Source organism: Sulfurimonas sp. (assembly GCF_016744025.1).
GTDB lineage: Bacteria > Campylobacterota > Campylobacteria > Campylobacterales > Sulfurimonadaceae > Sulfurimonas.
The window spans coordinates 1-16,869 of the sequence record NZ_JADGFC010000006.1; the positions used below are offsets into that span (position 1 = coordinate 1).

Genomic DNA, 16,869 nt, shown 5'->3' on the forward strand with positions numbered 1-16,869 from the left:
CTTTCCAATAAAACATTTTTTGCATTATTTAAAATATTTAAGATTACTTGTGAGTACTCATTTTTATGCCCTAATATTTTTGAATCTTTTATAATCATAAAGTCTACTTTTATTTCATGATACTTAAGAGATGATTCTATGATAAAAAGAGCCTCTTTACATGCTGTTTCTGTTGAAAACAGTTCTTTTTCACCATGTGGTTTAAAGAAATTTTGAAAGTCATTAATTGTGTTGGACATATATTGAGTAAGTTTATTGGCTTCTTCTACTTTTTCATTTAAATATTTTTTAGAAAAATTATCAAAATCATATGTCACTTTCATGTTCATAAAAATAGCTGATACCTGAGCTAAAGGTTGTCTCCACTGATGAGCAATATTACCTATCATTTCACCCATAGATGCAAGCTTAGACTGCTGTATTAGCATCTGTTCTTGGTCTAGTCTTTTATTTATCTCTTCTTGAATTTTATCTTCAAGGTTATCTATCATATTATTGATCATAACCTTTAACTCATTTAAGGTAGGGCTATCCGTTTCTTTACTCAGCCTATTTCCCATATTTCCACTTTTAATGTTTTCAAGAACTCTTGTAGCATTTTTTATTAAAGCTTCATCTTTTTCAATATTATTTTGTATAGTTTGTACATTGTTATTGATTATCTTTGCCATTTCACTAAATTCATCATTTGATACAAGCTTAATCTTGCTTGCTTTTTCTCTTTTGTTATTAAGATATTCAAAAAATTCTTTTAGTCCATTTTGAACAGTATGAATAGAGCAAATAATATTATTAGTTACAAGGGAACCTGTTATTATTGAGAATAGCAAAATTAAAAAGAGTGAGGAGAATACCTCGATTTTAATATCTCTTGCCTCTTCAACAGCATTATCATATGCTTCTGTAGATTTATGTAGGGAATCACTTTGTATAGACAACAACTCTTTCATAAGTAAATTAAACTGTTCCCTACTTACTGTCGTTACATTGATATATGCACCCTCTTCAAATTCTGAGTTTAGATACTGCATCGTTATACCTATTAAAGATTTATAGCTAATCCACATATTTAAAATTTCTTCATCATTATCAACAAAATCATGCAGTTTTGCATTTAACTCATCTACAACTAATCCCAAATCTATTTCGATCGAGTTTCTAATCTTTTTATTTGGAGCCATTACAAGTGACTGACTCAATTCCCTTATATGATACAGAGGAGTTATTATCTTTTCTTGCATATTTAACGCAGTTTGAGATTTGCTATGTACTACTTCTAATGTATCTTTATTTTGTTGACTGATATCTATTGATTTGTAACTTACAACAATGATTGATGTCAGTAATATAAAAAAAAGAATTCTTAGTTTGAATTTTATATTTAATCTATTAATTATTTTCATTTTCTATTCTTTGTGCTTTAATAGGTGCATGTAAGTCCTTTGGATAAGGTTTTTCACCTCGTATTGACCAATGATCTTTTGTAATTTGAATATTCCAAAGAGGAATAATTGCACCCTTATATGGTTTAAATACGACTTCTTTATTTACTGCTATAACTTTGTTTGGTGAAGGAACTCTCAGTGTGTATGCCTTATCTCTTGCTCTGTAAAGGATTTTAGAAACTATCTTTTCATATTTTTTTGTACCTATCTTAGTTTCAAAAAAGGTATTGATATATTTAGACATTAAATCATCTTTACCTATAGTTGACCAAGCACTATCATTTTCATAAATAAAAAATACTGTCCATGGATTTGCATAGTACCAATCATCATCACCCCATATAAGAAGATCCCATTCCTTGGTATTTTTAGATTTATTAGTCGTTAAAAGTTGAGCATATATGTCTTTTTCACTATTGGTTATAGTGTAGTTTAGTGTAACTCCATACTCTCTTAGCTGGTATTCTATTCCCTTCCATAAAAACATAAAACGATCTTGAGTGAAAACATTTAATTGAAGTCCACTAAGCAGTTCAATCATTTTATCTTTTGAAAATTTACTATCATTTACTTCACAGTTCTCTAATACTTTTTTAACTATCTTATAGTTAACCGATGTAGCAAAAGGAGAAAAAAATCCTTCATTTTTATAAACAAAATTCAGTAGATTTTCTTGATTAATTGCTTGGTTTAGGGCAACTCTTAATTCTGTATTTCTTAATTTTTTATTTCCATTAATAAGATTGAAAAAAACTATAAAATTATTAGTAGATTCACTAATAATAAGCTTTGCATATTTTGATCTTAAAACTTCAATTTTTTTGTTAAATGGTATCGGTACAATATCTAGTTTACCTTCTTCTTGGGTAATCATTTTGATTGCTTCATTTGTATTTAGCTGTGTATATACTGTAACTCTTTTTATTTTTGGAAAATCTGCATTCCAGTAGTAAGGATTAGCCTCAAGTTCAAGTTTAGAGGTTTGTTTTTCACCCAAAGCAAAACCTTGAGCAAGGATATAAGGTCCCATGCCAAAAGGTCCTGGAGCTTGTATGGCAGAACCTGTTTCTGCTCCTTTGAAACCATATGTATCTAAATATTTTTTAGAGTAAAAGTATATCCTTGCTAAGTCTGAAAAAAACATCTCATACTTTTGCTTTAGGAGTATTTTAAATCTATGTTTGTCTAGCTTAATAACATCAAAATCAATATTATCTATATTTGTATAAAGTATAGGAGATTTTTTAAAATAGTCTAAATTTTCTACTACAGAATCTGTATCAAAGTCAGTTCCATCTTGAAACTTCAAACCTTCTCTAAGCTCAAACTCATAAGTATAATCATCAACTCTTGTATGAGTTTTGGCAAGATCATAAACCCAACCTTTATTATTATCGGATGAACGTATAAGTCCAGCATTTGTATTTTTTGCAATATATGAATAGGGAATACTTGGAAGAAATATATTTATATGAGATTTTGGATGAAGTTTTTCGACAACTCTTTGGGAAGAAGAATCATCGATAAACTTTAAGGGCTTTATTACTACGGCGTTCAAGTTATCAAGTAATAAAATAAAAAATAAAAAATATTTAAACAAGTCGATATCCTACTCCAGAAAGATTAAAAATTATATCAGTAGGTATTTTCTTTCTAAGGTTTCTCACTAAGGAACGCAATGCACTGTCTGTCATCACATCATCTCCCCAGACATACTCTTGTAACTCTTCATAGGTAACTATTCTATTTTGATTTGAAATCAATACTTCAAAAAAACACATCTCTTTTTTGTTTAGAATAATATGATTTTCTTTATAAAGTAATTCTTTTTTATCATAGTCGTAAATATAATCTTTATCAACTTTTAAAACTTCTATCATATTAACATCTATTAAAGCGACGCATTTTTCCAAGGTGTTTAAAAGATCTTCTAAAATAAGAGGTTTTACTATGTACTTTTCCATATGCAACTCGACTGCATCTAGAAGGTACTCTTTATCTGTATGAGCAGTTATCATAACAACAGGAACTTTTTTATTTTCTGCTCTTACTTTTTTAATAAACTCTATCCCATTTAGAATAGGCATATGTATATCACTTAAAATGATATCTGGTTTTTTATCTTTATATATCTCAAAAGCTTCTTGCCCATTTGAAGCTTGATAAACCTCTTTGGCATAGTAACCCAAAGAGTCTGCAATATTTTTTCTTATACCTATTTCATCTTCAGCATAAAGAATACTCAAATTTTGAAGTCTTATAATAAATTCATTTTGCATAAGATACTCCTATATATTAATTGTACTATTTTGTCTTTAATGTTTGGCTTTAACTAAACCATTTAAAGCATTTGACTTAATATATCTAAGTAAATATTCTGATTCTTCTGCATCTATTTTAGCAAAACCCTTCATAGGCTCAAATAATGCTTCCCACTCTAACATACTGTGATGTGGAACTTGTGGAGCGGCATGACATACAGAACACATATCGAAGTAAAATTCTTCTTGTTCTTCCCATACCTCACTACTTGTTGCAGTTAAAGAATCTGTTTGCATTGAACCACTTAATTCTATTTCATTGTCACTTTTTGTACTTACCTTAAAGCCTTCATCTAAAGTAGCAATCAAAAGTTCTTTATTTTTAGTAGAATATAGTTTTGAGCCAAAAAGAAAACCTTTTAGCACAACTTGTGTATTTTCACCTTTTTCTTTGAGAACCTTAACCGGTACACCTAAAAAAAGTTTAGCAACTTTGCCATCCTTTGATTTTAGAGATGTATCACTTAGCAGTACATACTTTTCACTAGCACTTACTTGGACAAAAAGTCCAAGTAAAAGCAGTGAGAAGACTGAAGTTTTTAGCCACTTACTCATCTTAAGCTCCTAATATTTTTGGTGCGCTGTATGCCAAGTTTGGTTTAACTACACCTGCTTTTCTTATAGAAACTAAAACTGTGTTTGCAGTTGTTGCTTGTGCCATTTGAGATGTAGGACGTGATGAAGTAAGTAAATTCGCTTGACCACTATTACATCTAGTTTTATTTTCTGTAGCGTCTTCAGGAGAATACCAAGCACCCTCTTCTATAGCAACAACACCATCTCTAATTGTTTTAGTTACAACAACACCTGCTAAAACAGCTCCTCTATCATTATAAACTTCTACTATCTCGCCATCTTTTACACCAAATTTCTTAGCATCATTTGGAGAGATTCTAATTGGTTCTCTACCTTGAACCTTATGTAGGTTTTGTACCCAAGTATTATCTAACTGAGAGTGAACTCTGTATGTTGGATGCGGAGAAACTAAGTGTAATGGATACTTTTTAGTTAACTCTTCATTTCCTAACCACTCTGCTGGTTCCATCCACATTGGGTGACCTTTAAAGTCGTCATATCCAAAACTAGCAAACTTATCAGAGAAGATTTGAATCTTTCCAGTTTCTGTTTTTAAAGGATTTTTAACTGGGTCATTTCTAAATGCTGAGTGTCTTACATACTTTCTAGCACTATCAGGCACATCATATTTAACAACACCTTTAGCCCAAAACTCTTTAAAAGAAATCTTCATTGTTTTCTTCGCATAACTTCTAGCATATAGTTTTTCTATCCACTGTAATGTAGTTCTGCCCTTAGTAAAGTTTTTCTCTTTACCAAATCTTTTTGATAGTTGTGCAAAAATCCAATAATCATCTTTTGATTCATATCTTGCATCTATAACTTTTTTCATTGCAAACACTCTATCATTTGAGTAAGACATACCAGATGTAATATCATCTCTTTCCATAGTTGTTGTAGCTGGTAAGATAATATCAGACATTTTTGCAGTTGGAGTCCACCAAGGATCAACTGTAATAACTGTATCAAGTGTTCTCATTGCGCCAACTAACTCATTAATATCTGGTTGATGACTAACAGGTGAAGCACCAGCACTTAGCATAACTTCAACCTTAGGATAAGTAACCTTACCACCTTTAAATGTAACTGTTTTACCAGGATTTAAAATTAAATCACTCATTCTAGATGCTGGGATATTGATATTTACTTTATTACCACCACCTTGACTCATACCACCAACAGTAGTTTTACCAGATGCTGCGTCTCCACCACCTGCATAATGCATAGAAAAACCGAAACCTCCACCAGGAAGACCAATTTGTCCTATCATAGATGCTAGTGTAATAATAGACCAGTCTACTTGCTCACCGTGATGTGCTCTTTGCATAGCCCAGTTACCAGCGATGAATGTTCTGTTTGAAACCATAGTATCAGCTAATTCTCTAATAGTACTAGCAGAGATTTCTGTTAATTTTGCAGCCCACTCAGGAGTTTTTGCTACGCCATCTTCTTTACCTAATAGGTATGGTAAAAATTTGTCAAAACCATGCGTATATTTTTTAATAAATGCAGAATCATATTTTTTAGATGTATATAGATAGTTCATCATACCCATCATTAAAGCAACATCTGTATTTGGTCTAATTTTAATCCAATCAGCTCCGAATTCTTGTGCAGATTTTGTATAAATAGGATCAATAGAAATAAATTTGATTCCTGCTTTTTTATACTCTTCATATGCATCTATATTTCTATGATTTGGAACAGCCCAACCAATTCTATTTGTTTTATAAAGGTCAGTTCCCCATAAAATCATCACCTTAGTATTTGCTATGATTTGTTCATGTGCAGTTTGAATAGAATAAACTTCCATATCTCCTACAATTACAGGATTAGTTGGACCAGCAGCACCATTTGAGTACTCACCAGAAGTACCAACAGCACCACCAATTTGATTTAAGAATCTACCAGCCATTGCATTTGGTTTAAATGCACCAGGATGAGCCCAACCAGAATAACAAGAGTTATAAATAGCCTTGTTTCCATTTTTCTTTTGTGCTTTTTTAATAGCTTTAGTTGCTAAATCTAAGGCAGTATCCCAAGAAACTCTAACAAATTCTTCTTTACCTCTTAAGTCGCCTCTATCTTTACCCTCTAAATAACTTTTTCTAACACAAGGATACTTAACTCTAGAGTCAGTCATAACTCTATCAGTGATACCTTTCATCATAGCAGTTGGGTTAGCATCTGAATCCAATTGAGGAGTAATATCTACAATTTTTCCTTCTCTAACATGTGCGAAAAATGGACCAAAATGTGAAGCATGTGGAATCTTCACTGTTCTAACTGCAAACTCTTTTGCCATAGCACCACTCATCGTTCCACTACCTATAACAGCCGCTGCACCTACAGCACTTGTTTTTAAAAAACCTCTTCTTGAAGTATCCATATTATCATTCCTTGCTATTAATTTTAAAAATACTAACAAGAATAAGTAGCAAATAAGTCGAATAACTAATCTTCTTGTACTTCTGCATAAATTAATCAATAGAAGCATTTTTACATACTATATATATGAGATTAATCATCTAAGCAAATGTAAACAAATTGTCTATATATTTTAATCTTTCGACTTATTTGCTACTTATTTTTTATAATCTTTGAGCATGAAACAAAGACTAATAAGCTTTTGTTAGTTTAAAGTTCAATTTTAAAAGAGGATGAGATTATGAAAAGTACAAAACTAAGTTTAGTAGCTACTATAGCTATTATGGGAATGTTTTCTGGGGTAAATGCAAATGAGTTTGATGAGGCATTTACAAAAGGTACCCTTACTGGAGATGCAACTGTCACATATGAGACAAGAGATCAAAAAGACGACGATAAAGGTGCATATTATACTGATGAAGCATATTCAGTTGCTTCTGCTGAGTTAATTTACAAGACTGCTAAATTTTATGACTTCTCACTTACTTATGGTATGAGAGGATATAAAGTACTTTGGGAAGATGATGCTAACAGTGCACCTGCTAACGGTACTGGTGATGCAAGTTCAAGATTTTATAATATTGATGGTGGAGATACTGCACAAATAAGCAATGCTTACCTTGCATATAATACAAAGATTATTGATGCGAAATTTGGTCGTCAAAAAATATCTGGTGATTGGATAAATAAAACTCACGATGCTGTTAATATCACAGTAAATCCAATGGAAAAACTTGCAGTTGGGCTTATTTGGACAAATACTAAAGATATGAGAGTATTAGCAAGAGATTTACGTGCTTTAAACAATGATATCAACGGAAATGATGGTATTTATAAGCTTGATGTAACTTATAAAATAATGGATTCTCTAAAAGCAACAGCTTATGCTCTACATGCTCCAACTAGCCACTCAGTATATGGTGGTAAAGTTATGTTAGATTCAAAAGCAAATGATGTTAGCTTCGGTGGTTTTGCTCACTATATGCAGACAGACGAAATTGCTAAGAATACAGATGGTTCAGCTAAAGACGATGGTTCTATGTACTACGCAAAAGCTTACGTAGGATACTCAGGAGTAACAGCAGCATTAGGATATATCAAAACAGGTAAAGATGCTGGTTGGGCTTCTGCTAATGCAGCTGGTGAGACTATCGATCCATTCGAAGAAGGTGATGCCCTATTTTATGTTGACGCTGCTACTACATATGCAACACTTTCAACAACTCTAGCTGGAGTAAGCTTAAGTGGTATTTACGGTATGTCAGAATATAGTGCTTCTAAAGGTTCAGATACATTAAAAGAAAATGAATTTTGTTTATGGGCTGGTTATGACTTAACTAAACAGTTAAACCTAAGTGCAATCGTAACTCTTTTATCAGTAGATGATGATGCTCCTAATAGTGACATGACTCAATTAAGTTCAACACTAACTTACAAGTTTTAATCACAAGACTTTAATACTAAACAGAGATGCCCTTGCATCTCTGCTCCATACAGACTATATATAGATACGGTTTAAGAGACAGAGCAAACAAAACAATTTTTTACACTCATTCTTTCTCCTGAAATTGATAATTTTTTTGCTTAAACCGTATCTCTATATAGTCTAGCTTAAGGTAATATTTTTATGCTAAAATATACTTAATGACAAATACAAAACTACTAGAACAATTTCGTTCATTTTATTTTAGAAATTATCCAGATGATATGGAAATTCAAATCGAGTACTTTGCCATCTTTGGTGGTCTTGGTTTAGAAATAGATACAACAAAACCAATAGCCTTTCTTATAGAAGAACATATCCTCCAAAACTTTAACTATCTCAATGAAAAAATAGAGCAACTAACATTAAACGAACCAAATAATAAAAGACTTTTAACTGCACTTGCTGTTGGAGATAGAAGAATCTTTTCTGCTTTTAATAGAGCTGGACTAAACAATGGAAATGGTGGAGGCGCACTTAATTATCTTCAAGAAAAAGGTCTATTACAGATAGAATATTCAAGAGAAGAGTCTGCAAAAAGCTTAAACCCAAAAGGCAAACTAAAAAAAGAGATAGCAAGACATAGAATATCTCATAAAGTTCTCTTTACTTACCCATTTATCAGATTCTGGTTTTACTTTATTAACCCACATATACAAGAAATTAAGAATGGAGATTATGAAAAATTATTTAAGAGTTTTGAGACTAAACAAAACAGTTATACAAGTTTAGTTTTTGAAGAGCTTTCCGAAGTACTACTTAACTATAATCTTCGAGATGCACAGATACTAAGTTCAGGCAGTTACTGGGATGCTAAAATAGAGATAGATATACTAACTATTACTGATGATGATAAAGTTTATGTTGGAGAGTGTAAGTGGACTAATCATCGTGTAAATAAAAAAGAGTTACATAAACTTCAAGAAAAGTGTGAAAGATTAGAGATTGAACCTTCTCAAACAATACTTTTTTCTAAGAGAGGTTTCTCAAAAGAGTTAAAACTATCTCAGGGAAAAGATTTAGCACTTTATAGTTGTAAACATTTTGAAGCACTTGTAAAAAATGCTTCAAATACAGAACTTATAGATAATTTGTTTAGTTAAACTCTCTAACTAACTATCCGAAGTGCTGTATATGCTTCTTGTAGAAGTTGAAACTTCTGCGTGTAGTGTTTTATCATATTTGGATTTTCATGAATTATCTTATCAGGATGATAAACTTTAGCTAGTTTTTTATAGCTCTTCTTAAGTGCATCTTGACTCGCCCCAACTGGACATTCAAGTACTGTATAGAGACGCATATTTTCATCATTTGTCTGATTTTTACACAGATCACCAAAACTAAAGCTTGCATAATCACTATAAAGTTTACTCATAAAACGATTGTCATAACTGTACTGAATCTGATAGTGTAGTATATGACGTTTATTAAGAGCTCTCTCTAGTCGAGCTTTTGCCTTAAAATCACTTACATCAACGACTAAAGAGACATCTGTACCACGTTCAACATAGACTTCTAACTGAGAACGTAAATAGTTTAGTACCCATAAGTTTGGTCTATCAACTGAGATAAGAACTGTATTTTTATCATAAGCATAAAGGTTTACTTTTACAGTTTGAGGATCTTCAAGTTTTTCTAGTTCTATCTTTATGGGTTGAGTACCATACTTTAGCATCGAACGAAGAAAAAATTTATGGTCGAAGTCATGCGTTTTTGCATGGTGTTGTGAAAGTTCATTTAAAAATTCTTCTCTAACTTCAGTAAGGGTTTCATTTCTAAATACCAGTACTGCTTTTGGTAAAAAAAGCATACCGCGTGCATGATGATTTAGAAAGTCTTTCATCCACGGAGTATTTAAAGTATCAAACCCTGTAGTGATAAGAATAAGATTATTGCGAAGTACAATTTCCATAGACCTACCTTTTTTGAGATATTTTCATATATCAAGCAAAAAAAGTTCCATAAGTACTCTTTTATATACAGAGCACTTATTTTTATGTTATTAAACTTTAAATTTACTCAATTCCCCAGTTAAAGTTTCTGTCATATTATTTAAATGTTCACTTGCACTTGCAACTTCTCGAACACTGCTGGCGTTTGATGAAGCTATTTCGTTTATATTTTCTATCTGTTTGATAATGATGTCAATTTTCTCTGCTGTACTAATATAATCATTAACAGTTTTTTGAGCACCTACTGTGCTTTCTACAATAATCGAGACAGTATCATTTACTTTATTTTCAACATCCTCAGAAGTCTCAGATATATTCAGAATTTCTTTAGAATTTTGATCCATATCTGAAGCAACTTCTATGATTGATTGAACTACTACATTTATGGTTGCATTGATTTCTGAGAGTGTTTTTTGAGTACGTTCAGCAAGCTTTCTTACTTCATCAGCAACAACCGCAAATCCTCGACCATGCTCACCTGCACGTGCTGCTTCAATAGCTGCATTTAATGCTAGTAGATTTGTTTGATCAGCAATATCTCCTATTACCAGTAAAACATCTTTAACCTGTGTTGTATCACGACTAACATCACTTAATCTTGAAGCTAGTTCAACCTCTTTAGTGGAACTATCTTGAAGCATTTGAGTAAGTTTTATGATATCAACTTTTACATCTTCTAAATTATTATTTGCACTTTGCATATCTTTACTTGAGTTTTCAGCATCTTTAACAGATTCAATCAAATCATTTTGTAAATTTTTTCCCTCTAAAGTTGTTTTAGAGACAATTTGTGTTTCTTCATCTACTAGTTTACCAACCGAAACAGCTGTTTGAGAAAGTTCATTTGATACCGAAGCATTTTCATTACTGATTTTTGTAGAACTGCGTATAAGTTCTTGAAGATTACTGAGTAGTTCATTTACAGCTTTTGCAATTTGACTTAACTCATCATTTGAATAATCATCTAATCTTTTTGTCAAATTTGACTTGTCCTCTCCTATTATTTTAAGCATTTTGTGAAGTGGTGTTTTAATTGACTTAATTAAAAATAAACCCGTCAAAATAATAAGGATAGTTGCAATTGTAACGACAGAAACAATCGCAAATTGTCCTTCATTTTTTACTTCCATTGCATTTTCTCTAAAGCCTTTTGCTTGATTTGTAGCAAATTCTTCGATTCGTTTTACTTTGATGCTGAGTTCTTTAGTCTTTTGTGCAAATTCACCTTCTAAAAGCTCAGTAGCTGCATCAGTATCATAATCTTTAGTAGACTTAATTACACTATCAATAAGCACTTTTAACTTTTTGTATATTTCTAAAGAATTATTTATTTCTGTTTTATCTCCCAAAAATCTTTCATCTATTATTTTAAAAAGTTCAAAACCTTTTTGATAGTTTTTCTTAATCAATACTTCATCTGCTTCTAGAGCGGCATCTTCTTCAAAGATTATATTTTTTAAAATAATTTGTGTTTGTAAGAGATTAGAATTTAATTCTAAAACGGAAGTACTTACTGTATATGGGTGTTTGTAGAACTTTTCAATAAGCTTTGCTTCAGTGTTAAACTTATCTATTGAAAATATTCCAACACCTATAAAAGCAACAACTATAAGGATATAACTAAATGTGACCTTTTTTACAATTGTCATAACGTCCACCTTTTATTTGATATACTTATATCATATCAGATAAGGATTAAAAAACAATTAAGGCTCTAATTATGTCACAATACAAAGACATACTTTAATTAAAAACTATTAAAATTATCCTTTTTGACATAAAATTTTGTACTGATTTGGCTTTCTATCTCTTATAAGTCCCCAATATTCTCTTTGTTTAGCATTTTCTTCTAAATCAAACTCAGCGTAGATTATCTCTTGCTTATCTCTAGACGCTTCTGCGATTTTTTCGCCTGTGTAATCAGTGATAAAAGAAGAACCATAAAAAGTTAAAGAACAACTCTTTCCTGTCTCTTCACCAATTCTATTTGCTACTACTACTGGAACTGTATTTGTAGCAGCATGTCCCATCTGAACACGTTGCCAATGCTCTTTTGAATCAAGAAGAATCTCAGGCTCACTTCCTATAGCAGTAGGGTAAAAAATAATCTCTGCACCCATAAGTGCCATAGCTCTTGCACTTTCGCAAAACCACTGATCCCAACAGATGCCAGCACCTATTTTTGCGTAAGCGGTTTCGTAAACTTTAAAGCCAGTATTTCCAGGTTTAAAGTAAAACTTTTCTTCATATCCTGGTCCATCTGGTATGTGAGTTTTACGGTAATTGTCCATCACCTCTCCGCTTGCATCTATAACAACCAAAGAGTTAAAATAGCCATCTTCACTCTTTTCAAAATAACTAACTAATATAACCACACTAAGCTCTTTTGCCAGTAAAGAAAACTGTTTTATTAATTTGTTATTTTTTAGGGGAGTTGCTAATGAAAAGTACTTTTCATCCATATCTTTACAAAAGTAAAGATATGAAAAAAGTTCTGGTAAAAGTATGATTTGTGCACCATTTGCATGAGAGAGACGAACAAGAGCTTCTGCCTTTGCGACATTGGCATCTACATCATCACACATCTGCATCTGAATAGCACTAACTTTTACCATGGTAAAATTATCCTCTAGATGTAACTTCTAGAAGGTGGTAGCCAAACTGAGTTTTAACTGGTCCGTAAAGAACACCAACATCACCACTAAAAACAACTTTATCAAATTCAGGAACCATTTGTCCAGGACCAAATTTACCTAAATCTCCACCTGAAGCACCTGATGGACACTGAGAGTTAGCCTGAGCTACGCTTTCAAATGAAGCTCCATTTTCGATTTCTGCTTTTAACGTATTACACGCATCTTCACTATCTACTAAAATATGTCTTGCTGTTGCATGAGCCATTTATAATCCTTTTCTGGCACTAAATGCCGATACTCCCGTGGCTAAAGCCTAAGTGGGGTATTTCACCTTGTATTTTACAATAATTTATTTAATAACTTAAGCAATATTTTACAAATCAACTAACCCTTTGTTCAAATAAGGTCTTTATTTGTATTAAACATACATGATTTATTTAAGCTTATAAAGCTATATCTGACAATATTGTACTTTTCATCACTTATTTAAAATTTATCGCTAATTAACAGAACACATTGTTGATGTGTTATTTTAGTATTTAAGGTTATTATCCATATAATGTTCGTTGAATACATGTTAGAGTAGAGAAGGAATATAATGGGATCGTATACAACATTAACAATAGATGAATATCCTGTTTATTCTTCAAAAAGTTATGTTTCTGATATTAGTTATATTTTTTGTGAGTCAGATAAAAAAATATTTAATAGAAACATCAAGGATAGAAATATAATTGTTTGGGGTAATTCAAATGATGAAGATATAGAAATAGCATATGAATATCAAACTACAGTAGGTATAGCTATTGAAAGATTAGAAATCATGGGTTACTCTTTAAATAAAGCTCAAGAAGATTTTACTAAATCTAAAAATAAATTAATTGAAGAATTAACTTCTTTTTTAGAATATCCTGACACTGCATTTATGAATAAATATTATAAATATGAAATTAAATTATTAGAAAATTCAGATTTTAATGACTTCATTAAAGCCTTTATTGAAATAAGAACAAAAAAAGTACCAAACTACAAAACAGATAAAGATTACAATCTATCAAATATATCAAAATATTTAATAGATGATGGTTGGTTTTTAAATTATCCTTGTAGTGAATTTGGTTTTTACTATAGAGCCTTTCTTGGATCTTGCAATAAAGATTCTTTAGTTATTCAAGATGTAACAGAAGTTATAAATGCTGGTTATTATAAACCAGAAGATGAAATTATAAATAACTTAATAGAAAGTCAAGAAAAAATAACAATCTTAACTGAAGGCACATCAGATATTAATATAATTTCTAAATCAATGCAATTACTCCATCCTCATTTATTTAATTATTACAATTTTAAAGATTTTAAAATTTCTAATGCGTCAGGTAGTGCAAATCAATTAACTTTAGAAATCAAAAGTCTTATTGCTATCAATCATAAAAATAAAGTTATAGCTTTATTTGATAATGATGGAGAAGGATTAACACAAATCAATCTCCTAAAAAAAATAAATATTCCTAAGAATTTTGTTATTTATACTTACCCAGATTTACCATTGTTAGAAAGTTATCCAACATCTAATAATAAATTCGAGAATGTAAATGGCATAGCAGGAAGTATAGAAATGTGTCTAGGAAAAGATATTTTACAGGAAGAAGGAAAGTTTATTTCAATTGAATTAAATCATCATAAAATAGCTCATGGTAAAATTATGTCTAAAAATAACCTACAAAAACAATATTATAAGAAGATAAAAAATTGCAAAAAAGATAGCAATATGATTGAAGAATTTGATTGGAGTGAGATGAAACTACTATTAAATAAAATATTTCAAGCTTTTAAAACCTAACAAAACCTCGTAGCTAATAAATACCCTAGCGGTCATTCATAGCTAGAGTCAACCGTTACAAAACACCCTTTAAATAATCAGCAACTCTAAAAGAGTTTGCATATATTGTCCATGTGTATGGAACACTTCCACCTGTTGGCATAAAGCTGGCATCTGTAACGTAAAGATTATCTAGCTCATGTGCTTTACAGTTTATATCTAAAACTGAGCTCTTCGCATCTATACCAAAACGACAGCCACCTGCGACTAAGTTTGGTGGAGGTGAGCTTGAAACACTTGTAACTATTTCAGTTGCTCCCATATTTTTTAAAACTAGTTCAGCCTTAGATGCAAGGTGTTCTCCCACCTCAACATCTCTTTTATGTCCATAAAGATTTAAAGCACCAACTGCTACTCCATACTTATCTTTTACCTTATCATCAATACTTACAAAAGTATGGTCTGTTGGAAGCCAATCATTAAACACTTCAAATGTTAAAACTCTTGAAGTGGTCAGAGTATTGTGAATCTTCTTTTGAAGTTTTGCTCCCCACATTATGTTGCCATTTTCATCATAAAACTCTCTAGATGTACGAGAGATAATATTTGAATGCTCAAAGAGAAAGTCTATAACTCCACCCTTATATTTTGTCCCTTCTTTTTCATACTCATACCAGTCTAGAAGTGAGCGATTGAAAAATAGACCTGGAGTCATAAGCTCTTTAAATTCTGCCTCACTTAAGTTCTCTTTGTTTATGCGACCTGTTCCAGCACCGCCTCCTGAGAAGATGAGATTTTTCCCAACTTGTCCTGAGTTATTTGCCAGACCATTTGGGAAATGCTTATTTTTAGAGTTGAGAAGAAGTCTTGAGCTTTCTATAGCCTGACCTGCAACTACAAATATCTTTGCATCTATAGAGTGAGTCTTCATATCTTTGTCGTAGTAGTGTGCTTTAGTTATTTTTTTATCATCACTGTCTAGTTTGTATACAAATGCTTCGCTGATTATCTTTGCATCACATTTTTGAAGCAGAGCAGCTCTTGCACTCCCTTTTGCCCCTGTAGCACAGGCATAACTACCACAAAAGTTAGAATATGAACAACTGTTCCTACCTAACGCAGGCTTAGAAAGTATGGCTCTTGGAGTATTTATACTTTTATATCCTAACTCCTTACACGACTTATCAAACCATTTTGTAGCACCGTTAACTGCTAAGGCTTCATAATCCATACCATCACCAGAAACTCCAACAACCTTTTTTACTTTTTCATAATATGGGTCTAAGTCATCTAAAGAGATAGGCCAGTCAACAACATTTGCACCTTCTATCTCTCCATAAGCACTTTTAAGAATGAAGTCATTTTTATGTAACTTGTGAAAGTAACCACTCATAAGGTTTGAAGAACCACCGACCATAGAACCATTCCAAAAGTTCCATCCACTCTCGGCACCTTCATATCTTTCTATCGTTCCATCTTCTTCACGAGAGTTTATAACATGCTGTTCATCTTTGAGTAAAGGTGTAAACTTATCTCTACGTGAGACTCCAAGTTCATCTTTGGAAAAATCTTCTTCTTTGTAGTACTTACCTTTTTCAAGAACGACTACATTAAAACCTGCATTAGATAACTCATAAGCTATAGGAGAAGCTCCTGCTCCACTTCCTACTATACAAACATCATACTTCATAGTAGAGGCTCCTTCGGGCGAGGTAGACCTGAAATATGATTTAGCCAGTTCCATCCGCTTTCATCTTTGTTTATACCGTAGATAGTATCACCCAGAACTGCTTCATAAATATATCTGAGCATCGTAGATATCCATCTTTCACCCCAGTTATAAGTTGCCATAGACTCTAGAGTTTTTTGACGTTGTACTTCATCAAGTTCAATGTATGGTTTTTTGTAAAGCTTCTGTGCTTCTTCTTCTAACCAACCTGCCCCATTTTTTATATACTGTTTTGAATCATCATCTATGCGAGAGTGAGTCAAAATAAGACTCAAATAAGCTCTTGAGTTTATCTGTGTAAAACTAGGAGCACTAGATAAATCTCCATATAAGTCTTTTTGCGCAAGAGCAAGCGTATCAAGAGTAGATGCAGATGCTAAGAGTTCTGTTTGGGCAAGAGCAAGGGTAGTAGTGCTAAGGGCTGTCTTTTGTAAAAAAGTACGTCTGGTTTTTAAAAACATGTTCCTATTATACTGAAGAT

General features: G+C 31.8%; 14 protein-coding genes. 3 read left to right on the forward strand and 11 right to left on the reverse strand.

Annotated features, from left to right (window positions below; genetic code table 11):
- The 5 genes from QZZ48_RS01990 to QZZ48_RS02010 form a co-directional block, all read right to left on the reverse strand.
- Window positions 1-1,403 (reverse strand): sensor histidine kinase (locus QZZ48_RS01990; protein WP_294961314.1); only part of this gene is annotated, 1,403 nt, incomplete at its 3' end.
- On the reverse strand, window positions 1,390-3,045 hold the full coding sequence (locus QZZ48_RS01995) for an ABC transporter substrate-binding protein (RefSeq protein WP_294961317.1): 1,656 nt from the start codon (window positions 3,043-3,045) through the stop codon (window positions 1,390-1,392). The genes QZZ48_RS01995 and QZZ48_RS01990, both read right to left, overlap by 14 nt.
- Complete coding sequence (locus QZZ48_RS02000; RefSeq protein WP_294961319.1) at window positions 3,038-3,724, reverse strand: response regulator transcription factor; 687 nt, start codon at window positions 3,722-3,724, stop codon at window positions 3,038-3,040. Before QZZ48_RS02000 ends, QZZ48_RS01995 begins: the two co-directional genes overlap by 8 nt.
- Before the next feature lie 36 nt (window positions 3,725-3,760).
- Entirely contained in the window at window positions 3,761-4,321 is a 561-nt protein-coding gene (locus QZZ48_RS02005; protein WP_294961322.1) for a hypothetical protein, read from the reverse strand.
- 1 nt (window position 4,322) lies between these two features.
- Window positions 4,323-6,731, reverse strand: coding sequence for a molybdopterin-dependent oxidoreductase (locus QZZ48_RS02010; protein ID WP_294961325.1), 2,409 nt, complete (start codon window positions 6,729-6,731; stop codon window positions 4,323-4,325).
- A gap of 279 nt (window positions 6,732-7,010) precedes the next feature.
- Here QZZ48_RS02010 and QZZ48_RS02015 point away from each other — a divergent pair, with 279 nt between their 5' ends.
- Together QZZ48_RS02015 and QZZ48_RS02020 are read left to right on the forward strand one after the other, a co-directional pair.
- Window positions 7,011-8,213, forward strand: coding sequence for an Opr family porin (locus tag QZZ48_RS02015; protein ID WP_294961327.1), 1,203 nt, complete (start codon window positions 7,011-7,013; stop codon window positions 8,211-8,213).
- A 200-nt stretch (window positions 8,214-8,413) separates the two neighbouring features.
- Window positions 8,414-9,355, forward strand: coding sequence for a DUF234 domain-containing protein (locus tag QZZ48_RS02020; protein ID WP_294961329.1), 942 nt, complete (start codon window positions 8,414-8,416; stop codon window positions 9,353-9,355).
- Window positions 9,356-9,360: 5 nt separating this feature from the next.
- Here QZZ48_RS02020 and QZZ48_RS02025 read toward each other — a convergent pair whose 3' ends face one another.
- The 4 genes from QZZ48_RS02025 to QZZ48_RS02040 all read right to left on the reverse strand — a co-directional run bounded on the left by QZZ48_RS02025 (window position 9,361) and on the right by QZZ48_RS02040 (window position 13,105).
- A complete protein-coding gene (locus QZZ48_RS02025) occupies window positions 9,361-10,164 on the reverse strand; it encodes a J domain-containing protein (RefSeq protein ID WP_294961335.1) in 804 nt (267 codons plus the stop codon).
- 90 nt (window positions 10,165-10,254) lie between these two features.
- Window positions 10,255-11,853, reverse strand: coding sequence for a methyl-accepting chemotaxis protein (locus QZZ48_RS02030; RefSeq protein ID WP_294961339.1), 1,599 nt, complete (start codon window positions 11,851-11,853; stop codon window positions 10,255-10,257).
- A 114-nt stretch (window positions 11,854-11,967) separates the two neighbouring features.
- Window positions 11,968-12,819 (reverse strand): N-carbamoylputrescine amidase, encoded by an 852-nt coding sequence (aguB, locus tag QZZ48_RS02035; protein ID WP_294961341.1) that lies wholly within the window; start codon window positions 12,817-12,819, stop codon window positions 11,968-11,970.
- 7 nt (window positions 12,820-12,826) lie between these two features.
- The gene (locus tag QZZ48_RS02040) at window positions 12,827-13,105 is read right to left on the reverse strand and encodes a peptidylprolyl isomerase (protein WP_294961343.1); all 279 of its coding nucleotides are present in this window, start codon (window positions 13,103-13,105) and stop codon (window positions 12,827-12,829) included.
- A 333-nt stretch (window positions 13,106-13,438) separates the two neighbouring features.
- Between QZZ48_RS02040 and QZZ48_RS02045 the strand changes: the two genes are divergently transcribed.
- Entirely contained in the window at window positions 13,439-14,680 is a 1,242-nt protein-coding gene (locus QZZ48_RS02045; protein WP_294961345.1) for a HEPN/Toprim-associated domain-containing protein, read from the forward strand.
- 55 nt (window positions 14,681-14,735) lie between these two features.
- Here the strand turns inward: QZZ48_RS02045 and QZZ48_RS02050 are convergent, their stop codons facing one another.
- Together QZZ48_RS02050 and QZZ48_RS02055 are read right to left on the reverse strand one after the other, a co-directional pair.
- Window positions 14,736-16,349 (reverse strand): GMC family oxidoreductase, encoded by a 1,614-nt coding sequence (locus QZZ48_RS02050; RefSeq protein ID WP_294961348.1) that lies wholly within the window; start codon window positions 16,347-16,349, stop codon window positions 14,736-14,738.
- Window positions 16,346-16,849 carry a gluconate 2-dehydrogenase subunit 3 family protein gene (locus QZZ48_RS02055; RefSeq protein ID WP_294961351.1) on the reverse strand — a complete coding sequence of 168 codons (504 nt, stop codon included), beginning with the start codon at window positions 16,847-16,849 and terminating at the stop codon, window positions 16,346-16,348. Before QZZ48_RS02055 ends, QZZ48_RS02050 begins: the two co-directional genes overlap by 4 nt.
- Window positions 16,850-16,869: the final 20 nt, after the last annotated feature.

Excerpts from the sequence above, each read along its gene's own strand:
- QZZ48_RS02000 (WP_294961319.1), bottom strand. The coding sequence starts at position 3,724 with ATGCAAAATGAATTTATTATAAGACTTCAAAATTTGAGTATTCTTTAT.
- QZZ48_RS02005 (WP_294961322.1), bottom strand. The coding sequence starts at position 4,321 with ATGAGTAAGTGGCTAAAAACTTCAGTCTTCTCACTGCTTTTACTTGGA.
- QZZ48_RS02010 (WP_294961325.1), bottom strand. The coding sequence starts at position 6,731 with ATGGATACTTCAAGAAGAGGTTTTTTAAAAACAAGTGCTGTAGGTGCA.
- QZZ48_RS02015 (WP_294961327.1), top strand. The coding sequence starts at position 7,011 with ATGAAAAGTACAAAACTAAGTTTAGTAGCTACTATAGCTATTATGGGA.
- QZZ48_RS02020 (WP_294961329.1), top strand. The coding sequence starts at position 8,414 with ATGACAAATACAAAACTACTAGAACAATTTCGTTCATTTTATTTTAGA.
- QZZ48_RS02025 (WP_294961335.1), bottom strand. The coding sequence starts at position 10,164 with ATGGAAATTGTACTTCGCAATAATCTTATTCTTATCACTACAGGGTTT.
- QZZ48_RS02030 (WP_294961339.1), bottom strand. The coding sequence starts at position 11,853 with ATGACAATTGTAAAAAAGGTCACATTTAGTTATATCCTTATAGTTGTT.
- aguB (WP_294961341.1), bottom strand. The coding sequence starts at position 12,819 with ATGGTAAAAGTTAGTGCTATTCAGATGCAGATGTGTGATGATGTAGAT.
- QZZ48_RS02040 (WP_294961343.1), bottom strand. The coding sequence starts at position 13,105 with ATGGCTCATGCAACAGCAAGACATATTTTAGTAGATAGTGAAGATGCG.
- QZZ48_RS02045 (WP_294961345.1), top strand. The coding sequence starts at position 13,439 with ATGGGATCGTATACAACATTAACAATAGATGAATATCCTGTTTATTCT.
- QZZ48_RS02050 (WP_294961348.1), bottom strand. The coding sequence starts at position 16,349 with ATGAAGTATGATGTTTGTATAGTAGGAAGTGGAGCAGGAGCTTCTCCT.
- QZZ48_RS02055 (WP_294961351.1), bottom strand. The coding sequence starts at position 16,849 with ATGTTTTTAAAAACCAGACGTACTTTTTTACAAAAGACAGCCCTTAGC.